We start from the raw sequence: 25066 nt of genomic DNA, 5'->3' as shown, positions 1-25066 counted from the left end.
TTTGACGGGATAACCGTTTAGCACTCAATAATGCCCTTTGACGGGGTAACAGTTTAGCAAATAGATTGATAAATACGCCTCTTCAATGAGCACTAAAAGGAGAACGGGTTTAATGGATAAAGCCACCATTTTAGTAGTGGATGATATCCCTGAGAATATTGATATTTTGGTGGGGATCCTAGGCGGAGATTATAAAGTGAAGGTGGCCATTGATGGCCCTAAAGCGTTGGCTTTAGCGGCTAAAACCACACCGGATCTTATTCTTCTTGATGTGATGATGCCGGGAATGAATGGCTATGAGGTGTGTAAACGGCTTAAGCAAGATCCATTAACCTGCCATATCCCAGTGATATTTGTGACCGCTCTCGCCGATGTTTCCGACGAAACTCAAGGGTTTGAGCTAGGCGCAGTTGATTACATCACTAAACCTGTTAGTGCACCCGTTGTGAAAGCGAGGGTAAAAACTCATTTAACCTTGTATGATCAAAAACGTCTGCTCGAACAAGAAGTGAAAGTGCGTACAAAAGAGTTAGAAGAGACTCGTTTTGAAATCATTCGTCGCCTTGGCCGGGCTGCAGAATATAAAGATAATGAAACTGGCCTGCATGTTATAAGAATGAGTCATTATGCTCGATTGTTGGCGATAGAGTCTGACCTGCCCGATAAGTATTGCGAACTTATTTATAACGCAGCACCTATGCATGATATCGGTAAAATAGGCACGCCTGATTCTATTCTAAAAAAGCCTGGAAAACTGGATGAGGATGAATGGGTTGAGATGCAGCGCCACGCCGAAATTGGAGCTGAAATCATTGGTGATCACAATGACCCCCTGCTAGAAATGGCCCGTCGAATAGCATTAACGCATCACGAAAAGTGGGATGGTAGCGGTTATCCTAATGGATTAGTGGGAGAAGAGATCCCGATAGAAGGTCGCATTGTAGCAATCGCGGATGTGTTTGATGCATTAACTTCTATCCGCCCCTATAAAAAAGCATGGAGTGTGGAAGAAACGGTTGCACTCATTGAGAGCGAGGCGGGTAAACAGTTTGATCCTGAGTTGGTGGAACACTTTAAACAGATAATTGATGAGGCAATTAAGATCCGTGATGCCCACAACGAAAGTGAGTAGCATTGAGCCTATGGTAAAGATTGCTGAGCATTAAATATAAAAGGCGCATAACGCGCCTTTTTTCGGTCTATTTGTTACTGCCTACACTGATAAAAAGCGACTGCAGAACTGATAGTGATTACTATGAGTCTTGCTCTTCTAGCGAGTAAGGCAGTGCAATTAAGCTCAGTTCAGAGCCAGCATCGGCAGCAAGTCTTAACTTAGCATCGAGCTGGGTATCGTTGGCTAATACTGCAGTTAACAACACTTGCTCGCCACGCTGTACAGATTCGATGATAGTCCCCGCACGGCGGAAGCCTTCATCATCTTCTAGTGCAATCTCAAGTTGGCTTTCATTGGTTAATGGCGCTGTTACGGTACCGCTAACAATATAAAGTGCGCGTTTGTTACCACCGCGATACTTCATTCGAGCAATGGTTTCTTGGCCCATGTAGCAGCCCTTGTTAAAGCTGATGCCATTGACCGCCTGTAAATTACACATCTGCGGTACAAATTGACCTTGATGATTAGCGCCTAAATTAGGGTATCCTGCATTGATTTCAAGGGCTTGCCATGCGCTAGCATCGAAAATAACTTGCTCGATATTCGCCACTAGGCTAGCGGCTTGTTCTGCTGCAATCGCGAGGATATAACGACCTGCATCATGAATAATCATGCCGTTATCGATTAAGGTCAGCTCGTTATTTAGTTCACCAAACTGCGCGGTTAACCAAGCCTTTGCCTGCTCACCAGCCACACCTAACAATAACGAAGCATCGCTTGCGTCGCTAAGTTCAGCTTTACTAAATACGGCGTATTTTTGCAGTTGTGGTAGGTCAAGTGCCAAGGTGTCTTTTGGCATCATTAAGAAAAGGGTGTCACCTTTAGCGAAGGTTCTAAAGCTGGCCAGCATCTTACCTTTAGGATCACAATGAGCGCCCCAGCGCCATTGGTCGCTTTCAAGCGAGCTGATATCGGTGGTCACTTGGCCGTGAATGAAGCTGCGGCCTTGCTCTCCAGTGACAGAGATTAAGCCTAAGTGTGTTAATTCAGAAAAAAGCAGTTCAGGCTGTTGTCCATTAAGAGGCCAAGTTGGCTGAGAAGTTGACAGCGTCATAAGAGGATCCAAGAATTAAACCAATAAGGACAATGATTGTACCGCTAAAATCTTACTGCGCAAGCGCAGCAGTTCAAACTCATTGCTATCATCAAGACAAAACAAAGGCCGTATAATGTGATTATACGGCCTTATTCAGTGCAGCTTGCTAAAGGACTAGACGTTCAACTTCAGTTAGTGAATTAGACGTTGTTGACCTTTAATGAACTTTATTAGTGAAGCAATCGAGTTCTAATCGTGCCTTCAATCGCTTGCATCTCTATTAGCGCTTCGTCAGCCTTATCAGAATCGACTTCCATCACCACGTAACCAATTTCAGCCGTGGTTTGTAGATACTGAGCAGCAATGTTAATGCCTTTTTCTGCAAACGCGGAGTTAATCTGGATCAAGATCCCCGGACGGTTACGGTGAATATGCAGTAAGCGCGAAGTACCAGAGTGTTGAGCCAGTGACACTTCAGGGAAATTCACCGCTGTCATGGTTGAACCATTATCTGAGTATTTAGCCAGTTTGCCAGCGACTTCGATACCGATGTTTTCTTGTGCCTCTGCCGTACTGCCGCCCACATGTGGAGTGAGTATGACATTGTCTAGGCCGCGTAGTGGGCTGACAAACTCATCGTCATTAGATTTAGGCTCAACAGGAAACACGTCGATGGCGGCGCCAGCAAGGTGTTGCTCTTTTAGTGATGCCGCTAACGCATCGATATCAACCACTGTGCCGCGAGAGGCATTAATTAAAATGCTGCCTTTACGCATAGAAGCTAGCTCTTCATAGCCAATCATCTCTTTTGTCTGTGGTGTTTCAGGTACGTGTAGGCTCACCACATCGGCAATCGATAGCAGTTGCTGTAGTGAGTGCACTTGCTGTGCATTACCCAGCGGCAGTTTATCTTCAATATCAAAGAAGACAACGCGCATACCTAAGGTTTCAGCAAGAATACCTAGCTGAGTGCCAATATGGCCGTAACCGATAACCCCTAAGGTTTTACCGCGAGCCTCATAGCTTCCTGAAGCGCTTTTTAGCCAGCCACCACGGTGAGCTAGCGCATTACGCTGTGGGATCCCACGAAATAACATGATGATCTCACCGAGTACGAGTTCAGCTACGCTACGCGTATTTGAGAACGGTGCGTTAAATACAGGGATCCCCAGTTTTTCAGCTGCAGCGAGACTGACTTGGTTAGTACCAATACAGAAACAACCAATGCCAACGAGTTTGTCGGCTTGGGATAATACGTCTTCAGTCAATTGGGTACGGGAGCGGATACCAATAAAGTGGGCATCTTTAGTCGCTGAGGCTAATTCGTCTCCAGCGAGTGATGCTTTGTGATATTCAATGTTGGTGTAACCCGCACGTTCAAATACATCTACCGCAGATTGGTGGACGCCTTCCAACAGCAGGATCTTAATTTTATCCTTGTCCAGCGAATGTTTCGCCATGATTTATGTACCCTTTTAGTTTATATGTATTATGTATACTTAGTGCCACCGCAGAGACGACTAAACTCTACGTTGTAGGAGTGGTTTGGGTATAGACTGTCAATGTACTAAGGACTGCAAAGCCTTCACAACTGATATTTACTTCGAAAGCGTAACAGAGGTAACAAAGTATCACTTTTTTTACTGACTGTGGAGGGCTAGATGGCTAAAGTGTTTATTCTTAATTTAGAACAATATGGTATATGAGGGCGATATTTTGAATAAAAGCGCTGTGTGGCTAGTGATATTCTTCGCAGTATTAATCTGGTCAGGTATTAATCCTAAAGATCAATTTACCTGGTTTTTAGAGGTTGCACCGGCCTTAATTGCATTACCTATTCTGATCTATACCCGCAATAGTTTTGCTTTAACGAGTTTAGCTTATGGTTTGATTTTGATTCACTGCATCATTTTGATGGTGGGTGGACATTATACCTATGCTGAAGTGCCGCTATTTGATTGGATTAGCGACTGGACGGGCGCTCAGCGTAATAACTACGACAAAGTCGGCCATTTTGCTCAAGGTTTTATTCCGACTATTTTGGCCCGCGAGGTATTTATACGTCTCAGTGTTGTTAAGTTAGGTGCTTGGTGTAACTTTCTAGCTATCTGTTTTGCTTTAGCATTATCTGCTTTCTATGAACTTATAGAGTGGTGGGTTGCGGAGCTGACCGGTGAAGATGCCGAAGCGTTTTTAGGCACCCAAGGGTACGTATGGGACACGCAGTCTGATATGGCAATGGCGCTAGTGGGGGCAATATCAGCCATTCTGTTGCTTAGCCGTTTGCATGATAAGCAGTTGAGCACAAAACTTAGTCAGTAAAAATCATAGTCAGTAAAAATCATAGTAGGCTTGCTGGCTATACCAGTTTACCTAGGCATAGACTAGGTAAACTCTGTATACTTCTGCTGCTTATAACGAGTTACATGATGTGGCTCGGGCCAATATTTAAAATCGTGCTTTCGTTCTAAAGCTAACAAGCGTTAATCTGTTCTGGGAATACTTCAGGATCTAGATTTTAGTTTGTTCTATTTAACGGACAGGCAAAACTTTTCAGGGAGGAAAGTGATGAGAAAAATTGACGAAGTCGTCTTTCTGCATCAAATGGCGTCCCCTTGTCATTTGGCAATACTTGCAGAGTCAATCGGATTAAAAACTCGGGTTATCTCTAATGTAGAACAGCTTGAAGCCAATAGTAGTGATAACTGCTTTTATCTGGTTTCTCAACAAGGTGCAGCGCTCGATATTAATGGTATTCCGTTGGTGGCGACTCAATTGGTCAAGCATGTTCCTGTAGCGCTTTATCATGTCGAACGAGAAGGTATTGCTGCAGAAGCTGCATTGCTGCAAGGGATCCGTGGTCTACTGTTTTTGAATGAACGTATGGACCTGCTGCTAACTGGCTTACGTAAGATGTTAGCCGATGAGTTATGGTTCGATAGGCCGTTGATGAGCAGTGTATTGCGTCAATTAGTCAGCAAAATGGACGTACCTGAAGCCTTGACCAGTGAAGAGTCGGAATCACTTGAGGTGCTAACTAATCGTGAGAAAACCATTATTAAATTGGTATCGAGTGGCGCACGCAATAAAGAGATCGCAGGTAAGCTGAGTATTAGCGAGCATACGGTTAAGGCACATATCTCTTCTATATTTAGAAAAACTCAAGCGAGAAATCGTGTAGAACTGCTGCGCTGGGCACAATCATTCCAGAGCCAACTTAATCTATATGCATTGAACTAATGAATTTATCAGTATTGAGCATAAACTCACACGACTAACGTTACTCTGAACATAGCTTTAAACTGTAGTGGTATAGTTAATTTTAACATAGCTCTGAGCATGGTCAGGCTTAATTTAAGCTCGTTAACACTGTATCGGAAGCGCTAAAACTCACCTTTTAGGCGTGTTTTGGCGTCCGACTTCTGCACTCAGTGACCTTACAAGCGAACAAGCATTACATCATCCATTCACCTTAAATACGTTTGCTAAAAACACGCTAAGATTTAATCTCCGCTTAATATCTAGCATTTTTAATAGGTGCGTAAGTAAGAGTTTGCGTTAAACACTAAGTTAGCCATCAAATATGATAATTTTTAGTCATTAGTAAAGTTATAAACTTTCAGTTTTGTATTTTTTGGATCTGAAATTAGTCGTTTTGTGACTAATTAAGCTTTGTTCTTGCGAGTGAAACCTTTGGCTTTGTTGTTGCTTTAGCTGGTTGCGTGAGTCATTCCTGTTGGGTTTGTGTATTATTTATGTTTTAAGATTATTTCTATTTATATGCTTTTCTACCGTTTCGATTCAATTAGCTGCTCTAACCGATAAAAACTTACTTTATCTTCGTCAATCTCAGCCAATTTCCTTGCAGCAAAATACTGCCTGTATACACTGCCGTCATATCAAGATTTAAATGGTAATAAATGTATGGAAGTTTTCATCAGTTTGTTCGGCATGTTCAGTCTTATAGGATTAGCGGTAGCGCTATCTGAAAATAGAAAAGCAATTAATCTTAGAACTGTACTCGGCGCATTGGCGTTTCAAGTCGCCTTTGGTGCATTCGTTATGTATGTTCCTATGGGGCAGGCGGTGCTTGATGGTGCATCAAATGGTGTGATGCACGTTATCGGCTATGCGAATGAAGGCTTAGGTTTTTTATTTGGCGACCTTGCTAAGTTTGGTGTTGGCTTTATCTTCGTGATTAACGTGCTATTTGTGGTGGTATTTATTAGCTCGTTAATTGCCGTACTTTATTACCTCGGCATTATGCAATGGGTTATTGGCCTTATCGGTGGCGGTTTATCTAAGCTACTGGGTTCTAGCCGCGCAGAATCATTGTCAGCAACAGCCAATATATTTGTAGGCCCAATCGAAGCGCCATCTATGGTGCGACCTTTCGTTAAGCATATGACTCGTTCAGAGTTGTTTGCGGTAATGACGGGGGGCTTAGCGTCTGTGGCTGGCGGCACCATGATTGGTTATATCCAGATGGGTGTTGACGTTAAATACGTACTGACTGCCGCGTTTATGACGGCGCCTGCTGGTCTACTGTTTGCCAAATTGATGTGGCCAGAGACGGAAACCCCGCTAAACGACATCAAGAAAGTGATGGACGATATGACTGACAAGCCAGCTAACGTGCTTGATGCCGCAGCTAATGGTGCGGCAATGGGTATGCAGCAAGTACTGTCGGTATCTGCACTGCTATTATCGTTTGTCGCACTTATCGCCATGGTCAATGGCATGCTAGGCGGTATCGGCGGCTGGTTCGGTATCGAAGACCTAACCATGCAAGCTATCTTAGGTTACATACTTGCCCCACTAGCATGGGTGATGGGCGTGCCTTGGAACGAAGCAACACAAGCGGCATCATTTATCGGCCAAAAGATGGTGATTAACGAGTTCGTCGCTTACATCGATTTCTTAAAAGTGGCTGATCAGCTATCAGAAAAGACGCAAATCATTATCAGTTTCGCATTGTGTGGTTTTGCCAATATAGGCTCTCTAGCCATGGTGATTGGCGGCCTAGCTGCACTTTGCCCTGAACGTCGTCACGACTTAAGTGCATTAGGTATGAAGGCGCTTATTGCGGCGGCTTTAGCTAACCTAATGAGCGGTACTATTGCAGGTTTACTTTATAGTTTAGCGAGTTGATCCGCTGGGTAAATAACCTATTTTTTAGTTAGTTTTTTAATGAGAAATGCTTGTTTAATAGCGCAAGCAAGCATTTAATTTTGAGTAAGGAAAGTATCATGACTCCACATATCAATGCCGCTGATGGCGCATTTGCTAAAACCGTATTAATGCCTGGCGACCCACTACGAGCTAAATACATTGCTGACAACTTTTTAGACAATGCTGTGCTCGTGACTGACGTTCGTAATATGTTGGGTTATACCGGTGAATACAAAGGTAAGAAGATCTCTGTAATGGGTTCTGGTATGGGTATTCCATCAATTTCAATCTATGCCAAAGAGTTGATCACCGAATATAGCGTTCAAAACATTATCCGTATCGGTTCATGTGGCGCAGTAAGTAACAAAATCAAGTTGATGGATGTAGTGATGGCGATGGGCGCGAGTACTGACTCTGCGGTTAACAGAACCCGTTTTGCAGACACCGATTTTGCTATGATTGCCGATTTTAACTTGCTAAAGCGTGCTGCTGACTCAGCAGAAAAGTTAGGTGCTAACTACCACGTGGGTAACCTGTACTCTTCTGATCTGTTCTACAGCAGTGATGAGAACCGTTACGACTTGATGGAAAAGTACGGCATTTTAGGTGTCGAAATGGAAGCCGCTGGTCTTTATGGTGTTGCCACTGAATTTGGTGCTAACGCATTGGCTATGATGACGGTAACTGATCACCTGCGCCAGGGGTTGCACCTAACGGCAGAAGAGCGCCAGCAAACACTAAACGATATGATCAAGCTCACGTTAGATGCAGTGGAAGATCTTCTTTAATAAAGAATTAAGTTTAGCAAGATAGGCTGCGCGATCACTAACAAGCAAAGAAACATAGAACAGCTTATCTCTTTACCCTCTGGCCCGCGATTATGCACACTAAGTTGGACGTTTCTAGCGTAATCGACAAAAAATATTAAGTATTCTCGCGGGCCAACTTTAACTCTTCACTCTTACTCTGTAAGCCAACATCATATCAACCGATCGTAAATACACATCCTGCTCGACAATACTTTCTATGCCTGTTTAAACCACTCATCTTACAGGTTTAAAGATCCTGCCTGACAAAGTAGACTGTGCCCAGTAATAAGTATAAACAACAGCTAATAACAACAGCTAATAACAACTAATAACAACTAATAACAACAGTGGAAGCACAATATGTCGATTTGGTTTAAGCCTGTCAGTTTGGAAGTATGCGCGAAAATGGATGCGGGGATGCATGGAAAAGGCACGCTAATGCAAACAATGGGGATCACTATTTCTGAAATCGGTGATGACTATATGAAGGCCACTATGCCGGCAACCCCAGCAGTACATAACCCACTTGGTATAGTTCATGGTGGGGCGAACGTGGCCCTAGCGGAAACGGTAGCCAGTTATGCAGCTAACTTCGCGGTCGACTTTGAAAACTATTATTGCGTTGGCCAAGAGATTAACGCCAATCACTTAAAAGCTTCGCGTAATGGCATTCTTACCGCCACCGCAAAAGCGATCCACTTAGGCAAACGTAGCTCAGTGTGGGAAGTGCTAATCCATAACAGTGCCGGTGAGTTATGCTGTATCTCTCGCATGACTGCAGCTGTAGTGAAACGCTAAAGACTAAAGACTAAACGGACAGAGGCTTTAAACTACGGCTTAGTCGTCGCTATAAAAGGTGTTGTTTCAACGCCGTGCCAGTGAGCGATGCTTTATTGCAAGATCACTCGCATGACTGCAGCTGTGGTTAAGCGCTAAAGACTAAACGGATAGAGGCTTTAAACTACAGTTTAGTCGTCGCTATAAAAGGTGTTGTTTCAACGCCGTGCCAGTGAGTGATGCCTTATTGCAAGATCACTCGCATGACTGCAGCTGTGGTTAAGCGCTAAACTTTTATTCGGCTAGGGGCTGTTTTAATGGCTGATTTTTGCGCATACTTATTGCACATTCAAGTTATGTTTGCTGCATAACTTGGTTCGACAAAAACCAATGAGGATAGCGCATGGATAACGCAACAATATGGGAATGGGTCGGCTATCTAGCGTCGGTTGTCGTCGCGATATCGCTAATGATGTCAAACATCAAAAAGCTTCGTTGGTGGAACCTTATCGGAGCGGCGTTATTTGTAGCCTATGGTTTAGCTATTGATGCGATTCCGGTGGCATTGGTTAACTTCTTTATTGTGCTTATCGACGCCTATTATTTGGTGAAGTTGTACAAAGTTGATTCACATATAAAAGACTCTACTGAGCTATAGTCTACAAACTCTAATTTACAGAGCTTTAAAATAGCTTTGATACACTAATACACAGTTCATTGAGGAGGAAATAAGCTGTTTTCCTCCATTTTTACAAATGTAAATCACGTTAAAACGCTTAATTTAAGCAACTTCTACTATTTTTCATCAGCTTAAATCGCCATTGGTAGCATTTAACGCTTACATCTTTGCTACCCGGTAGTGATTAAATTCAAACATTTCATTTATTGATTAGTATCAATGTTGTTATTCATTTTCAACATTACTCTGCAACGCCTTAATTCAGTTGCAGTTTACTCCTGTCTTAATTTTTCCATTTATATTGTTTTAGCTACCCACCTCTTAATCTGTTATTTGATTTAAGGTTATCTATTTTAATCGTTTTAATGTTTTTGGTTGTGAGCCTATTATCTGTTCATCGACATACGGCATCCATGCCATATCGCCATAGCGTATCGCACATTGCAAATTGGGGATAAACCATGGCCACACTATTTGATTTAATTGAAACTTGGCTCGAGTCCAGCCAAGATTAAGGAATACTTTATGAGTCAGCAAAATCGAGTTCTTACTGCACAAAACGGCGCACCTATTAGTGATGACCAAAACTCACTATCAGCAGGAGAGCGTGGTCCGCTGCTACTTCAAGATTGGCATCTAATTGAGAAGCTTGCACACTTCAACCGTGAGCGTATTCCAGAGCGTATCGTGCATGCAAAAGGGACTGGGGTTTATGGTACATTTACGCTGACTCGAGACATGAGTGAATTTACGCTAGCAGACCACTTCAATGGTGTGGGCAAGCAGACTGAAACCTTTGTACGTTTTTCAACGGTAGGTGGTGAGATGGGATCTGCTGATGCAGAACGTGATCCTCGCGGCTTTGGTTTACGTTTTTATACCGAGCGTGGTAATCACGATATCGTAGGTAATAACACGCCAACGTTCTTCTTGCGTGATGGTATTAAGTTCCCAGATTTTATCCATACTCAAAAGCGTAACCCACAAACAAACCTTAAAGATCCCCATGCGATGTGGGACTTCTGGGCGCTAAACCCTGAAGCTATGCATCAGGTGACAATCTTAATGTCAGACCGTGGAATTCCAGCTAACTACCGTCAAATGCACGGCTATGGTTCGCATACATTCTCTTTTTGGAATGCAGCGGGTGAGCGTTTCTGGGTTAAATTCCACTTTAAGACTAAGCAGGGCATCGCGAACTTAACGGCGGAGCAGGCAGATATTCTTAAAGGTATCGATCCTGATTCATCGCAGCGCGATATGCTTGCTGCAATTAATGATGGTAACTTCCCTAAGTGGGCGGTAAAAGTACAGATCATGCCAGAAGCTGAGGCGAATACTTATAAGATCAACCCGTTCGATTTGACTAAAGTATGGTCGCATACCGATTATCCACTGATTGAAATTGGTGAGCTTGAGCTTAACCGTATGCCGCAAAACTACTTTGCTGAAGTTGAGCAAGTGGCGCTAGCACCAAGTAACTTAGTCCCAGGTGTGGGCGCCTCACCAGATAAGATGTTACAAGCACGTTTGTTTGCTTATGCTGATGCCCAGCGTTACCGCATAGGCGCTAACTATAACCAGCTACCGGTTAACTGCCCACATGCAACGACGGCAAACCATCACCAACGCGCTGGCGCAATGGCCGGCACACAATGCCCATTCTCTGGTGGTCAGACTGGTGGTGATGCGAGCAGCAACTATGGTCCAAATAGCAATAACGGTCTGCAAGACCAAGCACAATTTGCCGAGCCACCACTGCGTTTAGACGGTGAAGCAGACCGCTATAGCCGTTATGACCAAGATGACTTTAGCCAAGCGGGCGACTTATACCGTCTTCTACCTGAAGATGAAAAAGCGCGATTGATTGCTAACATCGTCGGCAGCTTGAGTGTAGTGAATGAAGCAACGCAAGCTAAGATGGTTGAGCACTTTAGCGCTGCCGATAGCGATTACGGCCAGCGAGTCAAAGCGGCGTTGAAAGTAGGGTAAAGCTGAAAAGGTTCTAGGAAAAAGCAGGCCCTAGGTTCTAGGAAAAGCTAAGAAAGATCCTAAGGACTGAACAAGCATAAAGTTAAAGGCAAGACAGCAGATACTGTTTTGCCTTTTTTGTTTTGATAGAAGCTAAAAAGCCTAGAGCACTCGCAAGCTCGTTGCTAGGTCGCTTTGCGGCGAGAGCGGACTTCGCCCTGCTATACCATCAAAAGATGGCATTGCGTTTCTCAACGTAGGTTGGGCTTTAGCCCATCAGTTTATATAGCCTTAATCATGCTAATAAATTTGACGGCATAAATGCCGACCTAAAATGATGATTTGCTATAGCTTTTCCTTGAACCTAGGACCTAGAACCTAGAACCTAGAGGCTAGAGGCTAGAGGCTAGAGGCTAGAGGCTAGAGGCTAGAGCCTAGAGCCTAGAGGCTAGAGCCTAGAGGCTAGAGCCTAGAGGCTAGAGCCTAGAGGCTAGAGGCTAGAGGCTAGAGCCTAGAACCTAGGACCTAGGACCTAGAACCTAGAACCTAGAACCTAGAACCTAGAACCTAGAGCCTAGAGCCTAGAACCTAGAGCCTAGAGCCTAGAACCGTCTTAGCTTTAACTTCCTAAAATACTAAGGTCACGACACCAAGTAACGCAAACAAGACGGCGCAGCCGCGGTGGATCCAATTTAACGGTAATTTCTCTGCGCTGAAGTGCCCAGCGATGACAACGGGCACATTGGCAATCAGCATGCCCAAAGTGGTTCCCATCACAACCATGGCTAAGGCGTCATACTTAGCCGATAACACAACGGTGGCGATTTGGGTTTTATCGCCCATTTCGGCAATGAAAAACAGCACAAAGGTGGCGAGGAACGGCCCCATCGCATAAAAGCGGCTCTCTTCGGCATCGACTTTATCGGGAATGAGTACCCACAGGGCGATAGCAAAAAAGGATGCGGCAACAAGATAGCGTCCTACTTCAGGGCTTATCCAGGATATGGCCCATTGACCGAGCCAAGCTGCAGCAAAATGATTGACCAGCGTCGATAGAAAAATACCCAGAATAATGGCAGTTTTGTTTTTAAAGCGTGCGGCTAAAATTAGCGCGAGTAGTTGCGTCTTATCGCCGATTTCAGCAATAGCAACAGTGAATGTTGATGCGAGCAGTGCTTCCAAGAGGTATTCCTATATGGGGATAGCAATTCTAAGCACAGCAACTCTTCCCCAAATTAAGAGGTGCGGTGCTCAGGTCTTGCTGGGCAAACTCAACGGCTAGTGCACATTGAGCTGCTGTATGTACCATGGCATCTGGCCAATTATGTTGATACATACTCAGTAGAAGACTTAAATCATTGTGAGTCATTCTACTGATAGCTACTCCCCTGAAGCGGAGGCGGCATTATAGCGATTGCGTTGTATTTTTCAACGCCGTTGGCGTGGAAATAGCCTATATTTTTGTGAAAATCAGCAGCGGGTCAGCCTAGTGTTGCTTAAGTTTTGTGTGCAAGTTAATAACTCGTGCCAAGTTGGTTTTTAGTGGCTTAGATGGCTTGCTAGCAAGGGACGCAGCTGGTAATGTCAACTCAGTCAATTTTAGAGTAGAGCCGTAATGAAGCAATTCACACTGTATTTTCCACGATTTATCCAGCCTCAGTGGCTATGTTGATAAGGTGAATACACGTATTATTTAACTAGCCGTTGGGGCCAATTGGAATCGCAAGGTCGATGATGACCAGATTCGATTGGGGGCTGTTAATGTTATTGTTAACTTGCAAAATCCTCTCCCTCAAAGTCGTTCTAAATCTGACCTACAAAAATAAATTATAAAATTTAACAGGACAATTTTGTGAACTCAAAAATACTTGGCTCAGTTGCCATTGTCGCCGGAACTGCAATCGGTGGCGGCATGTTAGCCCTGCCTCTGGCAACAGCTTCACTTGGTACACTTCCCGCACTGCTTTTACTCATCGCCATCTGGGGCGTATCAATCTATACCTCTCTATTGATGCTTGAAATTAACCTGCGCACGGGTGTGGGTCTTAATATGCACTCTATTACCGGCAAAACATTAGGCCGAGTGGGGCAGATTTTTCAGGGAGCGTCATTCTTAAGTTTATTATTCGCCTTAACCATGGTGTATCTGATGGGCGGCTCATCGCTGCTTGAGTCTAAGATGGACTTGGTTGGTATGAAGATGGACAACCAGCTTGCTGTATTGATATTTACCGCTATTTTCGGTGGTTTGATTGCGGTTGGTGTGCGCTGGATTGATAAAGTTTCACGGGTACTGTTTACCTCAATGATCGCATTACTTGTGATTGTGGTCGCTTACTTGCTACCAGAAGTGGATATGAGCCTACTGATGCGCAACTCGACTGAAGGCATGGTTAGTAGTGGTGACTTAACCAACCTGTGGTTAGCGGCAATTCCAATTGTATTCACCTCATTTGGTTTTCATGTGTGTATTGCCACGATTGTGCGCTACTTAGATGGTGACGCGATGTCATTGCGTAAGGTATTGATTATCGGCTCAACCATTCCATTGGTGTGTTATATCCTGTGGCTGTTGGTGACACTTGGTACCTTAGGTGGCAAAACCGTGTATGAATTTAGCGGCTCATTACCTATGTTGGTTAGCGCACTGCAAGGTGTGGCTGAATCATCAATTTTGCAGCAGTTCATCGATCTATTCGCTAACCTGGCATTGGTGACCTCATTCCTTGGCGTAACCATGAGCTTGTTTGACTATATTGCCGAACTCACTCGCGCTAAAGAAGGCCTAGCTGGCCGCGCACAAACCTGGCTGCTGACCTTTGTGCCACCGCTATTGTGTGCACTTTATTATCCAGATGGTTTCTACAAGGTGCTTGGTTACGCTGCGATTCCGTTAGTGGTGATGATTATCTTCCTACCGATAGCGATGGCACTACGTCAGCGTAAGCAGAACCTAGGCGGTTATCAGGTGTGTGGCGGTAACACGGCACTTGCTTTAGCTGGGGTTGCAGGGGCAACCATTATTCTAGCCCAGCTATGGGTGGCGCTATAATTTGCTAAGATTAATCTACTTATAGACAAATAAGTATATCAATTAGATTAGGTAACAGCTTTGTAAGAGATTAATTCTGAATCTGTTATCAACATAGCATCTTATGATAAAGTCGAGCTCGATTATGAAAATAATGGCTCGGCTTTTTTGTTTTTCGGGCCCAACAAAATTGACTATCGAAGCACAAGCAATCAACAAAAAATCTTAAAAATACTCATAATAAATGCTTTTAAAAATAATATAAAAATGGACTTATAAAATGAAAAAATGGCTTTTGACAGCAGCTATCGCCACCTCTTTTGGTGCCGTAGCTGACGAAGGTATGTGGCAGCCTCATCAACTTCCTGCCATGGCAGATGAACTGAAAGCGAAGGGATTAGAAATCGACGTTAATTCGATTTCAAAATTGACCGAATTTCCTATGAATGCCGTGATCAGCCTAGGTGGCTGTACGGCATCATTTGTATCACCAAAAGGCCTAGTGGTGACTAACCACCACTGTGCTTACGGCTCAATCCAGTACAATTCAACGCCCGAAAATAACCTGCTACGCGATGGCTTTTTAGCTAAGTCGTTTGGCGAAGAGCTTGCTGCAACACCGGGCTCACGCATTTTCGTGACTGAAAGTGTTACTAACGTGACCGACAAGGTGAAAAAAGGCCTTGAGGGCGAAACCGGTAATGCATTTTACAAAGGCATTGAGCAGAAAGAAAAAGGCTTAGTCGCCGAGTGTGAAAAAGAAGACGGCTACCGCTGTAAAGTTTATAGCTTTCACGGCGGCCTTGAGTATTACCTCGTTAAGCAGCTAGAAATTCGCGATGTGCGCTTAGTGTATAACCCAGCCGCTAGCGTTGGTAAGTACGGCGGCGACGTTGATAACTGGATGTGGCCACGTCACACAGGTGATTACTCATTCTACCGCGCGTATGTCTCTAAAGACGGCAAGCCTGCAGATTTCAGCAAAGACAACGTGCCATACGAGCCAAAGAGCTTCTTGAAAGTGTCGGCTAAAGGCGTGAGCGAAGGTGATTTTGTGATGGTCGCGGGCTACCCAGGGCGTACCAACCGTTACCGCACCGCCAACGAAGTTGAAAATCAATTTGAGTGGGCATATCCAGAAGGTAAAGTCTTACGTGAACGCTTAATTGCAATCATCAAAGAAACTGCGCCAGAAGGCAGTGATGAGCGCATTAAGTATGAAAGCTCAATTGCAGGCCTAGCAAATTATGCTAAAAACTTTACCTCGATGATCGAGTTCTACGGCAAATCGCCCATGCTTGACGACCGTAAAGGCTTAGAGCAAGAGTTAGCTAACTGGATTAAAGCGGACAAGAAGCGTGAGCAGCAATACGGCAAAGTACTGGCTGAGCTTGATAAGTTAATCGCTAAGAGCCAACAAGGCCAAGAACGTGATTTACTGCTGAGCTACATGGGTTACAGCACCATGCTGAGTACAGCTAACCGTTTGTATCGTCTAGCGAATGAAAAAACATTGCCAGATATGCAACGTGAGCCAGGTTTCCAAGACCGCGATATGACCCGTTTTACCTCTGGCATGGAGCGCATTGAGCGCCGCTATGCAGCCAGTGTTGATAAAGCCATGCTAGCGGATCTCATAACCCGTTACGCAGCGCTGCCACAAGATCAGCGCCTACCAGCATTTGATAAAGCGTTTGGTATTACTAACAACTTTAACGCGGCCGAGCTAAATAAAACGCTGGATAAGATGTATGCCGATACCCAGCTTTCAGACAAAGACACTCGTTTAGCGTGGATGGACAAATCAGTTGCTGATTTCAAGCAATCAAATGACCCGTTCATTCAGTACGCAGTAGCCACGTTCGATGAGCGTATGCAGCGTGAAAATGACAAGAAGCAGTTAGCAGGTGAGCTAATGAAGGTGCGCCCTATGTATATGGACGCCATCATCGCCTATAACCTTGAGCAAGGTAAGCCGGTTTACGCCGATGCCAACTCAAGCCTACGTGTTACTGTTGGTCATGTGAAAGGGTACTCACCAGAAGATGGGCTTAAAGCGGTGCCGTTTACTCGCCTTGAAGGTATCTTGGCGAAAGACACAGGTGTAGAGCCATTTAACGCACCAGCTAAGCAGTTAGAGCTTATCGCTAACAAGCAGTACGGTGATTACTATGTAAAATCACTAGACTCAGTACCAGTTAACTTCCTATCGACGCTTGATACCACAGGTGGTAACTCAGGTTCACCAACCTTAAATGGCCGTGCTGAGCTAGTGGGGCTGCTGTTTGACGGCGTATACGAGAGTATTATCGGTGATTGGGGTTACGATCCACAGACTAACCGTTCTATCCAGGTTGATAGCCGTTATATGCTTTGGGTGATGAAGTATCTGGATAATGCAGATAACCTGCTAGAAGAGATGGAAATTGTTAATTAACCTTATAGACCAAGGTTAGATAGGTCTTTTGGATGCAAAAGCCGAAACATGAAAGTGTTTCGGCTTTTTTGATCTTGTGGTTTGGGTTGAGTTTCATGCTCACGACTTTAGTTGTTAGACGCAGTCTAACTTAAAGGTCGGCGTAGCCTGATATGTGGCAAGGCCACGACTTTTATCAAGCGCAGCTTGATTGCCTTCAACAGAACTGGTTAGACGCAGTCTAACTTAATCCCCTAGCCGGTAAGGCTAAGTCAAACGCTGCTTTCTGGGCAAGCAACAGAACCCAACAGTTCAGCTAATTCAACGGAACTCAGAGGTCGCATAGAACCCTCTGGCAAATTCCCAAGCTGCAAACTTTGAATCGATACCCGTTTAAGGTCGATAACCTTAAACCCCAACGCCTGAGACATACGCCGAATTTGACGGTTTAACCCCTGAGTTAAAGTAATCTGGTACTTATCAGAGTCCAAACGACGCATCACACACGGCAAAGTGGTGACATCTTTATAACTCACCCCAGCGGCCATGCTTGCAAGAAAAGCATCATCAAAATCGCGGTCAACTTGCACATGGTAAGTCTTAGCATGACCGAAATCGGGGTGCATTAACTGGTGAGTGAGCTCGCCATCGTTGGTTAATATCAGTAGGCCGCGGCTGTCTTTATCGAGACGGCCGATAGGGTAGAGGCGGGGTGACGCAGGCAACAGATGCAATAGGCTGTTGGGCAGGTCTGGCAGTAGGCGACTGTCGGTGCCAACGGCTTTATTAAATAACCAATACGCTTTAGCTTCAACGGCGCGAACAAGCTCTTGGTTTACATAAATCTGCTCTAAACATTGCTGGCCATCTGCAGTATCAATAATCGTGACACTATCAACATGGTTAGCAAGGCGGTCATTAATACTAACTTGTCCGTCTCTTATCAAGCGGGTCGCGGCGCGGCGGGAACAACAGCCGGTTAAGGCAAGGTATTTTGCAAGTCTCATGGATGGGCTTAATGCTCTCCAGCTAGATAACGCTGTGACAGTTCGAGGTAATTATTAATTGCAATTTTACGTATGCTCCACGCGAATGCAAGGCACCAAAGCATGACGATATTGATCAGGCACCACATGGTAATGGCGGGCCAACAAAAATGCAGTTTGATATTGTGATTGATACAGGGATCAAAGTCTAACGTGCGCCAGTTAAGCTGAAACACTAGCGCTGATGCGGCGATAAATCCCAGTACGCTGAAAAAAAACACTGGCCAGCTACAAATAGAATGGCGGTTAAATTTATCGCTAATACAGAGGAAAAACATCAACACGGTGCCAAGCAGATAGCAAGTGGATACTAATCTATGTAGCTCAAGATAATTAATCGGAAATACGCCCATTAAAATAATGGCAAAGCCCACGACGGCCCCAATAAGCGACAAATAGTGACTAAAGTAACCAAGGCGAAGTAAGTATAACCCTAGCATCGACAGTAAAATGCACAGTCCAGCGATCATTAAGGACATATTGTAAATAAAGGCGTAACGGGTGGCGGTGTAATCACCGAGAAAGTCTGCGCGGCGGTTTAATACATCGAAGCCGATATTTTGATATTCAAACCAGACGGATAAAGAGACGCCTGCTGCCGCAATTGATGCGCCAATAAAAATCATCACTACCACTAGGCGGTGAAGGTCGTACTGCATTGATTGTTCTTGTAATTTATCGTCCATGTGATCCCGGCTTATTGTTATTTTCGAACAATAAAAAAGGAGCACATCTACATGTACTCCTTGATTAATAGAATAGGGTCTTCCTGACCCTATCTTTAAACTGCCTGATTAATGACGTTTACGCAAGATGACTATCGCAATTGCTACCACAGCTAAGATCATGCAGTACCAGGCGTGAGTGACAACATCTAGCGGAGATAGGCTAAAGGTTGAAGCCACTAATAGCGCCTGTGCACCGTATGGGATAAGCCCTTGAATGATACATGAAAATATATCGAGAATACTGGCGGCGCGCTTTGGTGTTACGCCATGCTTCTGCGCGAGATCTTTAGCAATATCGCCTGTAACTACAATCGATACCGTGTTATTAGCCACACAAGTGTTAGTGGTTGCCACGATAGCAGCTATCCCCAGCTCTGATGCGCGGCATGATGCTTCGCCCTTAGCTTTAGAGAAACGACCGATCAGCTTTTCAATTTGTTGGCTAACAAAAGCTAAGCCACCTTGCTGCTGCATTAGTGCGGCTAAACCGCCCACTAACATAGACAAAATGAAGATCTCTTGCATGCTACCAAAGCCTGCATAGATATCTTGGCCGAACTGGATCACGCCGTAATCCATGGTGGTTATGCCAGTAATACCTGCGAGTAAGATACCGATTGTGAGTACAACAAATACGTTTACACCAGCAACGGCTAAAAACAAAATGGTTAGATATGGGATGACTTTGATGAAGTCGACATCTTGCGGTGCAACCTCAGCTTGACCTTGTCCGGCAAGAGTAAATATCACTAAAGTGATGATAGAAGCCGGAATAGCGAAGATAAGGTTTTCTTTAAATTTATCTTTCATATGACAGCCCTGAGTACGAGTGGCTGCAATCGTGGTGTCAGAGATAATAGATAAGTTGTCACCAAATAGTGCGCCAGAGATCACCGCGCCAGCCATAATGGCTAAGTCAATTTGCGCTTCGTTAGCGACGCCAAGTGCAATAGGGGCTACTGCTGCGATGGTGCCCATCGAGGTACCCATGGCTGTTGCGATAAATGCCGCTATCACGAAAAAGCCAGGTAGTAATAAGTTAGATGGCACTAGAGACAGACCTAAGGCGACAGTGGCATCAACACCACCGGTTGCTTTAGCGACTGCGGCAAAGGCACCTGCTAACAAATAAATCATACACATGGCAATGATATTTGAGTGACCGATGCCTGCGATAAAGGTTTCAATCGTTTGATTAAGCTTTTGCTTTGAAATCAAAATGGCAAAGATAATGGCCGGTAAAATTGCCACTACGCTGGGTAGCTGATAAAACGCAAAATCTACGCCTTGGCTTTGAAAGTAAACGCCAGCACCAATAAATAGCGCTAAAAACAAAAATAGCGGCGTAAGGGCTAAAAATGATGGGGCCGTGGCCGCAGCGGTGTTTTGGGCTTGTGGGGCATTACTGGAAGTCGTCAATGTTATCTCTCTTATCTTCAATCAGTCTTTGAACCATTGTTCCCATCGCCCTCCTAGCTGGAACAGACTCGTCATTAGTGTTAGCTAAATCATAGAATGGTACATCTCAATAGTTGAGAGGATATGAGATTGAAAGACGTCTGTCAATTTAGACGTCTAGATGTTTTTACCGCTAATCGAGTAATTAATGAAACTTGTGAACTCGGTTGGGTTATTTAGGTGTGGCTTAAGTAGTCGAGGCTCGTTACCAATTAGACACTACTCCATATGATGCTGGGTATATTGCTAGCGTGCTTTCATTTAGCATTTTAATATTTAGTTTTAGCGGCTAAGCGCTACTTGCAATATACTTTACTCATCGCGGCCATGGCATTATTCATCGGCTAAATAACGACTTTAAATAAGAGAACCCATATGCAATTGATGGAAGTTGATAAGCAAAGCTATCGTAAGAGCACTAACCTAGTGATCATGGGGTTCGTGGCAAGTTTGGCAATATTGGCGCTAGCTTTTGGCGCGTTGCTGATCCACTTTTTTGGTGCTCCAGTGTCAGCGAGTGGTGAATCAACCGGGAATTTTCATTTAAACTTTATTGGTGTGCTTTTAGCACTCGCCACCTGCAGTGCGGTGCTCAATAGTCAAAAGCAAAAGCCGTTTTTCAAAGAAGTGTATTACGTTTGGCGTTTAAAGCAGTTACATAACCAAATTTATCGAAAATTAGCCAAGATAAAAGCAGCAGCAGACAATGATGACACCAATGCGTTTATCATCTTGAGTTTTTACTTTGCTAGCTTAAAGCAGGTTTACACCCTCGATGACAACACACTGACGATATCCAAAGTAGAGCAAGATCAGGCGCAGCTAAATGAAAAGATAGCAGCGTTAGGGTTAACCATTACGCCTGAGCAGTTTGAGCCGGAAATACTCGATAAGATTTAAGATTGCTGTATTAGCTCTGCACCATTGGGGCAGCTTGGGCCATCGAGTCGCGTTTACAATGCAGGCGACTTTGAGTTTAAGCCCAAGCTTTAAAACTCTAGCTTTAAAACTCTAGCTTTAAAACTCTAGCTTTCAAACTTTAGCTTTAAAGTTCGGGCTTTAAAATTATTTAGACTTCTAGATGGCTAACTGTTATGTTCGTATTTCAATCAAATGGAATAGGACATGACGCGATGAAACTCGAATCTTTAGCTCTGCACCACGGATATAAATCGGAAGCGACCACCAAGGCTGCAGCGGTTCCAATTTATCAAACGACCTCTTATACCTTTGATGATACCCAGCATGGTGCAGACCTCTTTGACTTAAAAGTGCCTGGCAACATCTACACTCGCATCATGAACCCAACGACTGATGTGCTTGAACAGCGCCTTGCGGCGATAGAAGGCGGCATCGGTGCCCTCGCACTTGCATCGGGTATGGCGGCCATTACCTATGCGATTCAAGCGCTCACCGAAGTGGGCGACAACATCGTTAGCACCAGCCAGCTTTATGGCGGCACCTACAACTTGTTTGCTCATACTTTGCCGCGTCAAGGTGTTGAAGTACGTATGGCGGGCTTTGATGATTTCGAGCAGCTTGATGCATTGATTGATGATAAAACCAAGGCGCTATTTTGCGAATCGATTGGCAATCCTGCGGGCAATATTGTTGACCTACAGCGTTTAGCTGCCATTGCTCACAAGCACGGTGTGCCCTTGATTGTAGATAACACGGTTGCCACGCCTGTGCTGTGTAAACCATTTGAACATGGTGCAGATATCGTTATCCATTCTTTGACTAAATACATCGGCGGCCATGGCACCACTATTGGCGGCGCAATTATCGATAGTGGCAAGTTTGACTGGACAGCGCAGCCTAAGCGTTTTGCGCTACTCAATGAGCCCGACCCGTCTTACCATGGTGTGGTTTATACCCAGGCATTCGGTCCGGCAGCCTTTATTGGCCGTTGCCGCGTTGTGCCGCTGCGTAATACTGGCGCCGCATTAGCGCCTCAGAGCGCTTTCTTGCTGTTACAAGGGCTAGAAACCTTGGCGTTAAGAATGGAGCGTCATTGTGACAACGCTTTGGCCTTAGCTCAGTATTTAGCGTCGCACCCCAAGGTGAGCTGGGTGAACTATGCTGCGCTTGAAAATAGCCCGTTTCAGGATAACTGCCATAAAATTACAGGTGGTAAGGCATCAGGGATCATCAGTTTTGGAATAAAGGCCGATGATGGCAAAGTGGCTGGGGGGCGCTTTATTGATGCACTGCAGATGATTTTGCGATTGGTTAATATTGGCGATGCGAAGTCTTTAGCCTGTCATCCTGCTTCAACCACTCATAGGCAATTGGATGCAACAGAATTAGCCAAAGCTGGGGTGTCAGAGGATTTAGTGCGTATTTCAGTGGGCATCGAACATATTGATGACATCATTAGCGACGTGGCGCAGGCACTAGATAAAGCGAGTTAATGTACAGAACAAGCTGTAGTGAAGCGTTAATCCGTCATGTTCTTGCTGGTGTCGATTCAGTACAAAAGGCTAGCGCAGGTCGCTAGCCTTTTGTGTGTTTAATATTGATATTTACCGTTATCTTCATTGCTTATTGATATTAATATGAAGCGATTTTCTGCTGTTTTAGCATAAAAAATATGGGCTATGTAAAGGGGGGCTTCTAATGATAAGTCCTTATTAAATCAAGCCTATATACAGGATAGGTGTTTGTGTTAAGCTGGTTAAGGATTTTTGTAAAAGAACCTGGGTTGGCAGTGCTTGTTGCAACAAAATGGCTAAAGACAATGATACTTTTTACAGTGGCTTATTTGGCCTCTGTAGCGGGTATATGCGCGCAAGTATCACAATCATTACAATCTTTAGAGCAACAGCTTGCTGACGCTTCTACGGCCGATGGACTGACCCTTCTTGATAGTTTCGATTTAAATTTTACTCACGCCAGTATTCAAGACCAAGCCCAACTGCATTTTTTGTATGCTCAGCAATATGAAAAAAACCGTCAACTTGATCAAGCGATTGCCCGCTACGATCAAGCTATAGCCATCGCAAAGCCGCTTGGTGCATCTAACGTTTTGATCGACAGTTACCTAGAGCGCTCTTTTGCTCTCTACTTAAAGAGCAACGATCCCCTGGTTTATTGCGTCGACAGAAAAAAAGCCTTGGTATTGGCCCGACAACAAAGCGATAAAGAGCTCCTAGCCAAAACACTGACCCAAAATGCTTTTTGCTATAACAAGGTTACCAATGTTCATCAAGGCATTGCCTTGCTTGATGAAGCTATGCTGCTTATTGAAACTGAAGCCAATACTAATTATAACCGTAAGGCGATGATTTATAACGCTACAGGGTCGCTTTACCGTACGGTCGGTTTACATAAACGTGGCTATAGCAACTTTGAAAAAGCCTATCAAACATGGAGTGAGATAGACGATATTCAAGATATGTTTAACATGCAGCACAATATGATTAGTGAAGCGGTTAAGCTCGGTGACTGGGACAAGGCAAAGCATAATATTGAGCAGCAATTTAAATTAACGGAGTCGGCGCCAGAGTTTATCGACTTTGGTTTTTTTGCCCAGCTTAATGCAGGTCGAGTTGCACTGGCAACACACCAGTATGTCACAGCGATTGAGCACTTAGAAAAAGCGCTATCTTTGCAACAAACCACTCAAGAACAGTACTTTATTAGTAGTGGTTACCTGTTTTTAGCCGAAGCCTATTTGCGAACCGGAGATGTTGAAAGAGCAGCGGCGATGGCGCGTATTTTTAAACAAGACCGTAGTTTCCCTAAAAATATGACCAGTTTGACGCTAAAGGCTAATGCGATTATTGCCTTGGATGAGCAGCATTACTTAACTGCGGTAAACATCTTGCTAGAAGTGATCGATCAAGAGCGGCAAACTAATAATCAGATTATTGATAATGAAGTGATTGATTTAGCCTTAGATCATAACTCTAAAGTCGCTGAATTCGAGAATCTACTGCTAGCGAACAAGCTAGCGATTAATGAGCTGAGTTTAGCGGCGGTGGTCGATAAAGAGCGCATCTATGACTTAAGGTTAAGCATCTTCTTCTTAGTGGCCACAGTCCTTCTGATCGCAATCTTGTTTTTGTGGCAATCACGCAAAGCCTTTAAGCTTAGTGCACAAACCGATTTTCTAACGGGGATTGCTAATCGCGCGCATACCTTTAGCCTTGGGCAGCGTATGGTCGATAAAGCGCTTAAGAAGCAGCGACGTTTAGCGGTGATCATTTTCGATATCGACAACTTCAAATCCATTAATGATCAATACGGCCATTATGTTGGTGATCTCGCCATTCAAGCGGTGGCGAAACGTGGTGCTCGTTGGCTAAGAGAGAGAGACTTAATTGGCCGAATTGGTGGTGAAGAGTTTTTAATTGTCTTGCCAGAGACAAGTCAAGAGGAGGCGATGCAGATCTCCGACCGTTTGCGTGAGGGGATTGCCGCTCAAGCGTATACATTTGACGATGTGACTATTGAGTTGACCGTGAGTATTGGTGTTACGGCGTTAACTGAGCAGCAAAGGTGTTTAACAGAGCTAGTTAATCAGGCGGACAAGGGACTCTATAAGGCCAAATTTTCAGGCAAGAATGCGGTGTACTTTATCCAGAGTTACGCTTAAGTTCGAAACCACTATTCCCCTATCATATTCCACATGTTTCCCCGTGACTGAATGAGTATAAGCCTATTTCACTGTTTTCAAGTGATTAAGTCTGCCAAAACTTGTATTAAGTCATTTGTTTGCTATGTTTTTTATTTAGCGAGAGCTGAATTTTATTCGTGCTAGAGCG

Annotated in this window: 20 protein-coding genes; 13 read left to right on the top strand and 7 right to left on the bottom strand. The window is 44.4% G+C overall.

Features of this window, described 5'->3' with window-relative positions:
• The first annotated feature begins 112 nt into the window (after positions 1-112).
• Complete coding sequence (locus tag ACVBIO_RS04520; protein WP_447172083.1) at positions 113-1132, top strand: HD domain-containing phosphohydrolase; 1020 nt, start codon at positions 113-115, stop codon at positions 1130-1132.
• 121 nt (positions 1133-1253) lie between these two features.
• Here ACVBIO_RS04520 and ygfZ read toward each other — a convergent pair whose 3' ends face one another.
• A complete protein-coding gene (gene ygfZ, locus ACVBIO_RS04515; protein WP_447172082.1) occupies positions 1254-2228 on the bottom strand; it encodes a tRNA-modifying protein YgfZ in 975 nt (324 codons plus the stop codon).
• Between the two features lie 212 nt (positions 2229-2440).
• Positions 2441-3670, bottom strand: coding sequence for a phosphoglycerate dehydrogenase (serA, locus tag ACVBIO_RS04510; RefSeq protein ID WP_447172081.1), 1230 nt, complete (start codon positions 3668-3670; stop codon positions 2441-2443).
• Positions 3671-3926: 256 nt separating this feature from the next.
• Here serA and ACVBIO_RS04505 point away from each other — a divergent pair, with 256 nt between their 5' ends.
• From ACVBIO_RS04505 to katB, 7 genes are all read left to right on the top strand, one after another.
• On the top strand, positions 3927-4532 hold the full coding sequence (locus ACVBIO_RS04505) for a DUF2238 domain-containing protein (protein ID WP_447172080.1): 606 nt from the start codon (positions 3927-3929) through the stop codon (positions 4530-4532).
• Between the two features lie 246 nt (positions 4533-4778).
• Positions 4779-5450, top strand: coding sequence for a response regulator transcription factor (locus ACVBIO_RS04500; RefSeq protein WP_447172079.1), 672 nt, complete (start codon positions 4779-4781; stop codon positions 5448-5450).
• 684 nt (positions 5451-6134) lie between these two features.
• Positions 6135-7361: a NupC/NupG family nucleoside CNT transporter gene (locus ACVBIO_RS04495; protein WP_447172078.1), complete on the top strand. Its 1227-nt coding sequence runs from the start codon at positions 6135-6137 to the stop codon at positions 7359-7361.
• Between the two features lie 98 nt (positions 7362-7459).
• The gene (gene deoD, locus ACVBIO_RS04490) at positions 7460-8170 is read left to right on the top strand and encodes a purine-nucleoside phosphorylase (protein WP_447160912.1); all 711 of its coding nucleotides are present in this window, start codon (positions 7460-7462) and stop codon (positions 8168-8170) included.
• A gap of 381 nt (positions 8171-8551) precedes the next feature.
• Complete coding sequence (locus ACVBIO_RS04485) at positions 8552-8989, top strand: PaaI family thioesterase (protein ID WP_447169987.1); 438 nt, start codon at positions 8552-8554, stop codon at positions 8987-8989.
• Positions 8990-9371: 382 nt separating this feature from the next.
• A complete protein-coding gene (locus ACVBIO_RS04480; RefSeq protein WP_447172077.1) occupies positions 9372-9626 on the top strand; it encodes a YgjV family protein in 255 nt (84 codons plus the stop codon).
• A 546-nt stretch (positions 9627-10172) separates the two neighbouring features.
• On the top strand, positions 10173-11639 hold the full coding sequence (gene katB / locus ACVBIO_RS04475; RefSeq protein ID WP_447172076.1) for a catalase KatB: 1467 nt from the start codon (positions 10173-10175) through the stop codon (positions 11637-11639).
• Between the two features lie 606 nt (positions 11640-12245).
• Here katB and ACVBIO_RS04470 read toward each other — a convergent pair.
• Together ACVBIO_RS04470 and ACVBIO_RS04465 are read right to left on the bottom strand one after the other, a co-directional pair.
• Positions 12246-12800 carry a TMEM165/GDT1 family protein gene (locus ACVBIO_RS04470; protein ID WP_447160916.1) on the bottom strand — a complete coding sequence of 185 codons (555 nt, stop codon included), beginning with the start codon at positions 12798-12800 and terminating at the stop codon, positions 12246-12248.
• A 28-nt stretch (positions 12801-12828) separates the two neighbouring features.
• Complete coding sequence (locus tag ACVBIO_RS04465) at positions 12829-12987, bottom strand: hypothetical protein (protein ID WP_447164939.1); 159 nt, start codon at positions 12985-12987, stop codon at positions 12829-12831.
• Positions 12988-13470: 483 nt separating this feature from the next.
• Between ACVBIO_RS04465 and ACVBIO_RS04460 the strand changes: the two genes are divergently transcribed.
• Entirely contained in the window at positions 13471-14670 is a 1200-nt protein-coding gene (locus ACVBIO_RS04460; RefSeq protein WP_447160917.1) for an amino acid permease, read from the top strand.
• Positions 14671-14929: 259 nt separating this feature from the next.
• Entirely contained in the window at positions 14930-17086 is a 2157-nt protein-coding gene (locus tag ACVBIO_RS04455) for a S46 family peptidase (protein WP_447172075.1), read from the top strand.
• Positions 17087-17337: 251 nt separating this feature from the next.
• On the opposite strand, the gene ACVBIO_RS04450 is transcribed toward ACVBIO_RS04455, so the two are convergent.
• The 3 genes from ACVBIO_RS04450 to ACVBIO_RS04440 form a co-directional block, all read right to left on the bottom strand.
• The gene (locus ACVBIO_RS04450; protein ID WP_447172074.1) at positions 17338-18072 is read right to left on the bottom strand and encodes an RNA pseudouridine synthase; all 735 of its coding nucleotides are present in this window, start codon (positions 18070-18072) and stop codon (positions 17338-17340) included.
• An 8-nt stretch (positions 18073-18080) separates the two neighbouring features.
• Entirely contained in the window at positions 18081-18797 is a 717-nt protein-coding gene (locus ACVBIO_RS04445) for a DUF998 domain-containing protein (protein WP_447160924.1), read from the bottom strand.
• 108 nt (positions 18798-18905) lie between these two features.
• Positions 18906-20258 (bottom strand): Na+/H+ antiporter NhaC family protein, encoded by a 1353-nt coding sequence (locus ACVBIO_RS04440; protein WP_447160925.1) that lies wholly within the window; start codon positions 20256-20258, stop codon positions 18906-18908.
• Between the two features lie 414 nt (positions 20259-20672).
• Between ACVBIO_RS04440 and ACVBIO_RS04435 the strand changes: the two genes are divergently transcribed.
• The 3 genes from ACVBIO_RS04435 (at position 20673) to ACVBIO_RS04425 (ending at position 24897) form a co-directional block, all read left to right on the top strand.
• Positions 20673-21197 (top strand): DUF3087 domain-containing protein, encoded by a 525-nt coding sequence (locus ACVBIO_RS04435; protein WP_447160926.1) that lies wholly within the window; start codon positions 20673-20675, stop codon positions 21195-21197.
• A gap of 233 nt (positions 21198-21430) precedes the next feature.
• The gene (locus ACVBIO_RS04430; protein ID WP_447160927.1) at positions 21431-22711 is read left to right on the top strand and encodes an O-acetylhomoserine aminocarboxypropyltransferase/cysteine synthase family protein; all 1281 of its coding nucleotides are present in this window, start codon (positions 21431-21433) and stop codon (positions 22709-22711) included.
• Positions 22712-23037: 326 nt separating this feature from the next.
• Complete coding sequence (locus tag ACVBIO_RS04425) at positions 23038-24897, top strand: diguanylate cyclase (RefSeq protein WP_447172073.1); 1860 nt, start codon at positions 23038-23040, stop codon at positions 24895-24897.
• Positions 24898-25066 lie beyond the last annotated feature (169 nt).

The organism is Shewanella sp. 0m-8 (assembly GCF_052977265.1).
The sequence above is the reverse complement of the archived record's forward strand: the minus strand, read 5'-3'. Positions and strand labels throughout refer to the sequence as shown.

Excerpts from the sequence above, each read along its gene's own strand:
- ACVBIO_RS04485 (WP_447169987.1), top strand. The coding sequence starts at position 8,552 with ATGTCGATTTGGTTTAAGCCTGTCAGTTTGGAAGTATGCGCGAAAATG.
- ACVBIO_RS04450 (WP_447172074.1), bottom strand. The coding sequence starts at position 18,072 with ATGAGACTTGCAAAATACCTTGCCTTAACCGGCTGTTGTTCCCGCCGC.
- ACVBIO_RS04520 (WP_447172083.1), top strand. The coding sequence starts at position 113 with ATGGATAAAGCCACCATTTTAGTAGTGGATGATATCCCTGAGAATATT.
- ACVBIO_RS04495 (WP_447172078.1), top strand. The coding sequence starts at position 6,135 with ATGGAAGTTTTCATCAGTTTGTTCGGCATGTTCAGTCTTATAGGATTA.
- ACVBIO_RS04480 (WP_447172077.1), top strand. The coding sequence starts at position 9,372 with ATGGATAACGCAACAATATGGGAATGGGTCGGCTATCTAGCGTCGGTT.
- ACVBIO_RS04465 (WP_447164939.1), bottom strand. The coding sequence starts at position 12,987 with ATGACTCACAATGATTTAAGTCTTCTACTGAGTATGTATCAACATAAT.
- ACVBIO_RS04435 (WP_447160926.1), top strand. The coding sequence starts at position 20,673 with ATGCAATTGATGGAAGTTGATAAGCAAAGCTATCGTAAGAGCACTAAC.
- ACVBIO_RS04425 (WP_447172073.1), top strand. The coding sequence starts at position 23,038 with ATGATACTTTTTACAGTGGCTTATTTGGCCTCTGTAGCGGGTATATGC.
- ACVBIO_RS04455 (WP_447172075.1), top strand. The coding sequence starts at position 14,930 with ATGAAAAAATGGCTTTTGACAGCAGCTATCGCCACCTCTTTTGGTGCC.
- deoD (WP_447160912.1), top strand. The coding sequence starts at position 7,460 with ATGACTCCACATATCAATGCCGCTGATGGCGCATTTGCTAAAACCGTA.
- ACVBIO_RS04430 (WP_447160927.1), top strand. The coding sequence starts at position 21,431 with ATGAAACTCGAATCTTTAGCTCTGCACCACGGATATAAATCGGAAGCG.
- ACVBIO_RS04500 (WP_447172079.1), top strand. The coding sequence starts at position 4,779 with ATGAGAAAAATTGACGAAGTCGTCTTTCTGCATCAAATGGCGTCCCCT.
- serA (WP_447172081.1), bottom strand. The coding sequence starts at position 3,670 with ATGGCGAAACATTCGCTGGACAAGGATAAAATTAAGATCCTGCTGTTG.
- ygfZ (WP_447172082.1), bottom strand. The coding sequence starts at position 2,228 with ATGACGCTGTCAACTTCTCAGCCAACTTGGCCTCTTAATGGACAACAG.
- katB (WP_447172076.1), top strand. The coding sequence starts at position 10,173 with ATGAGTCAGCAAAATCGAGTTCTTACTGCACAAAACGGCGCACCTATT.
- ACVBIO_RS04445 (WP_447160924.1), bottom strand. The coding sequence starts at position 18,797 with ATGGACGATAAATTACAAGAACAATCAATGCAGTACGACCTTCACCGC.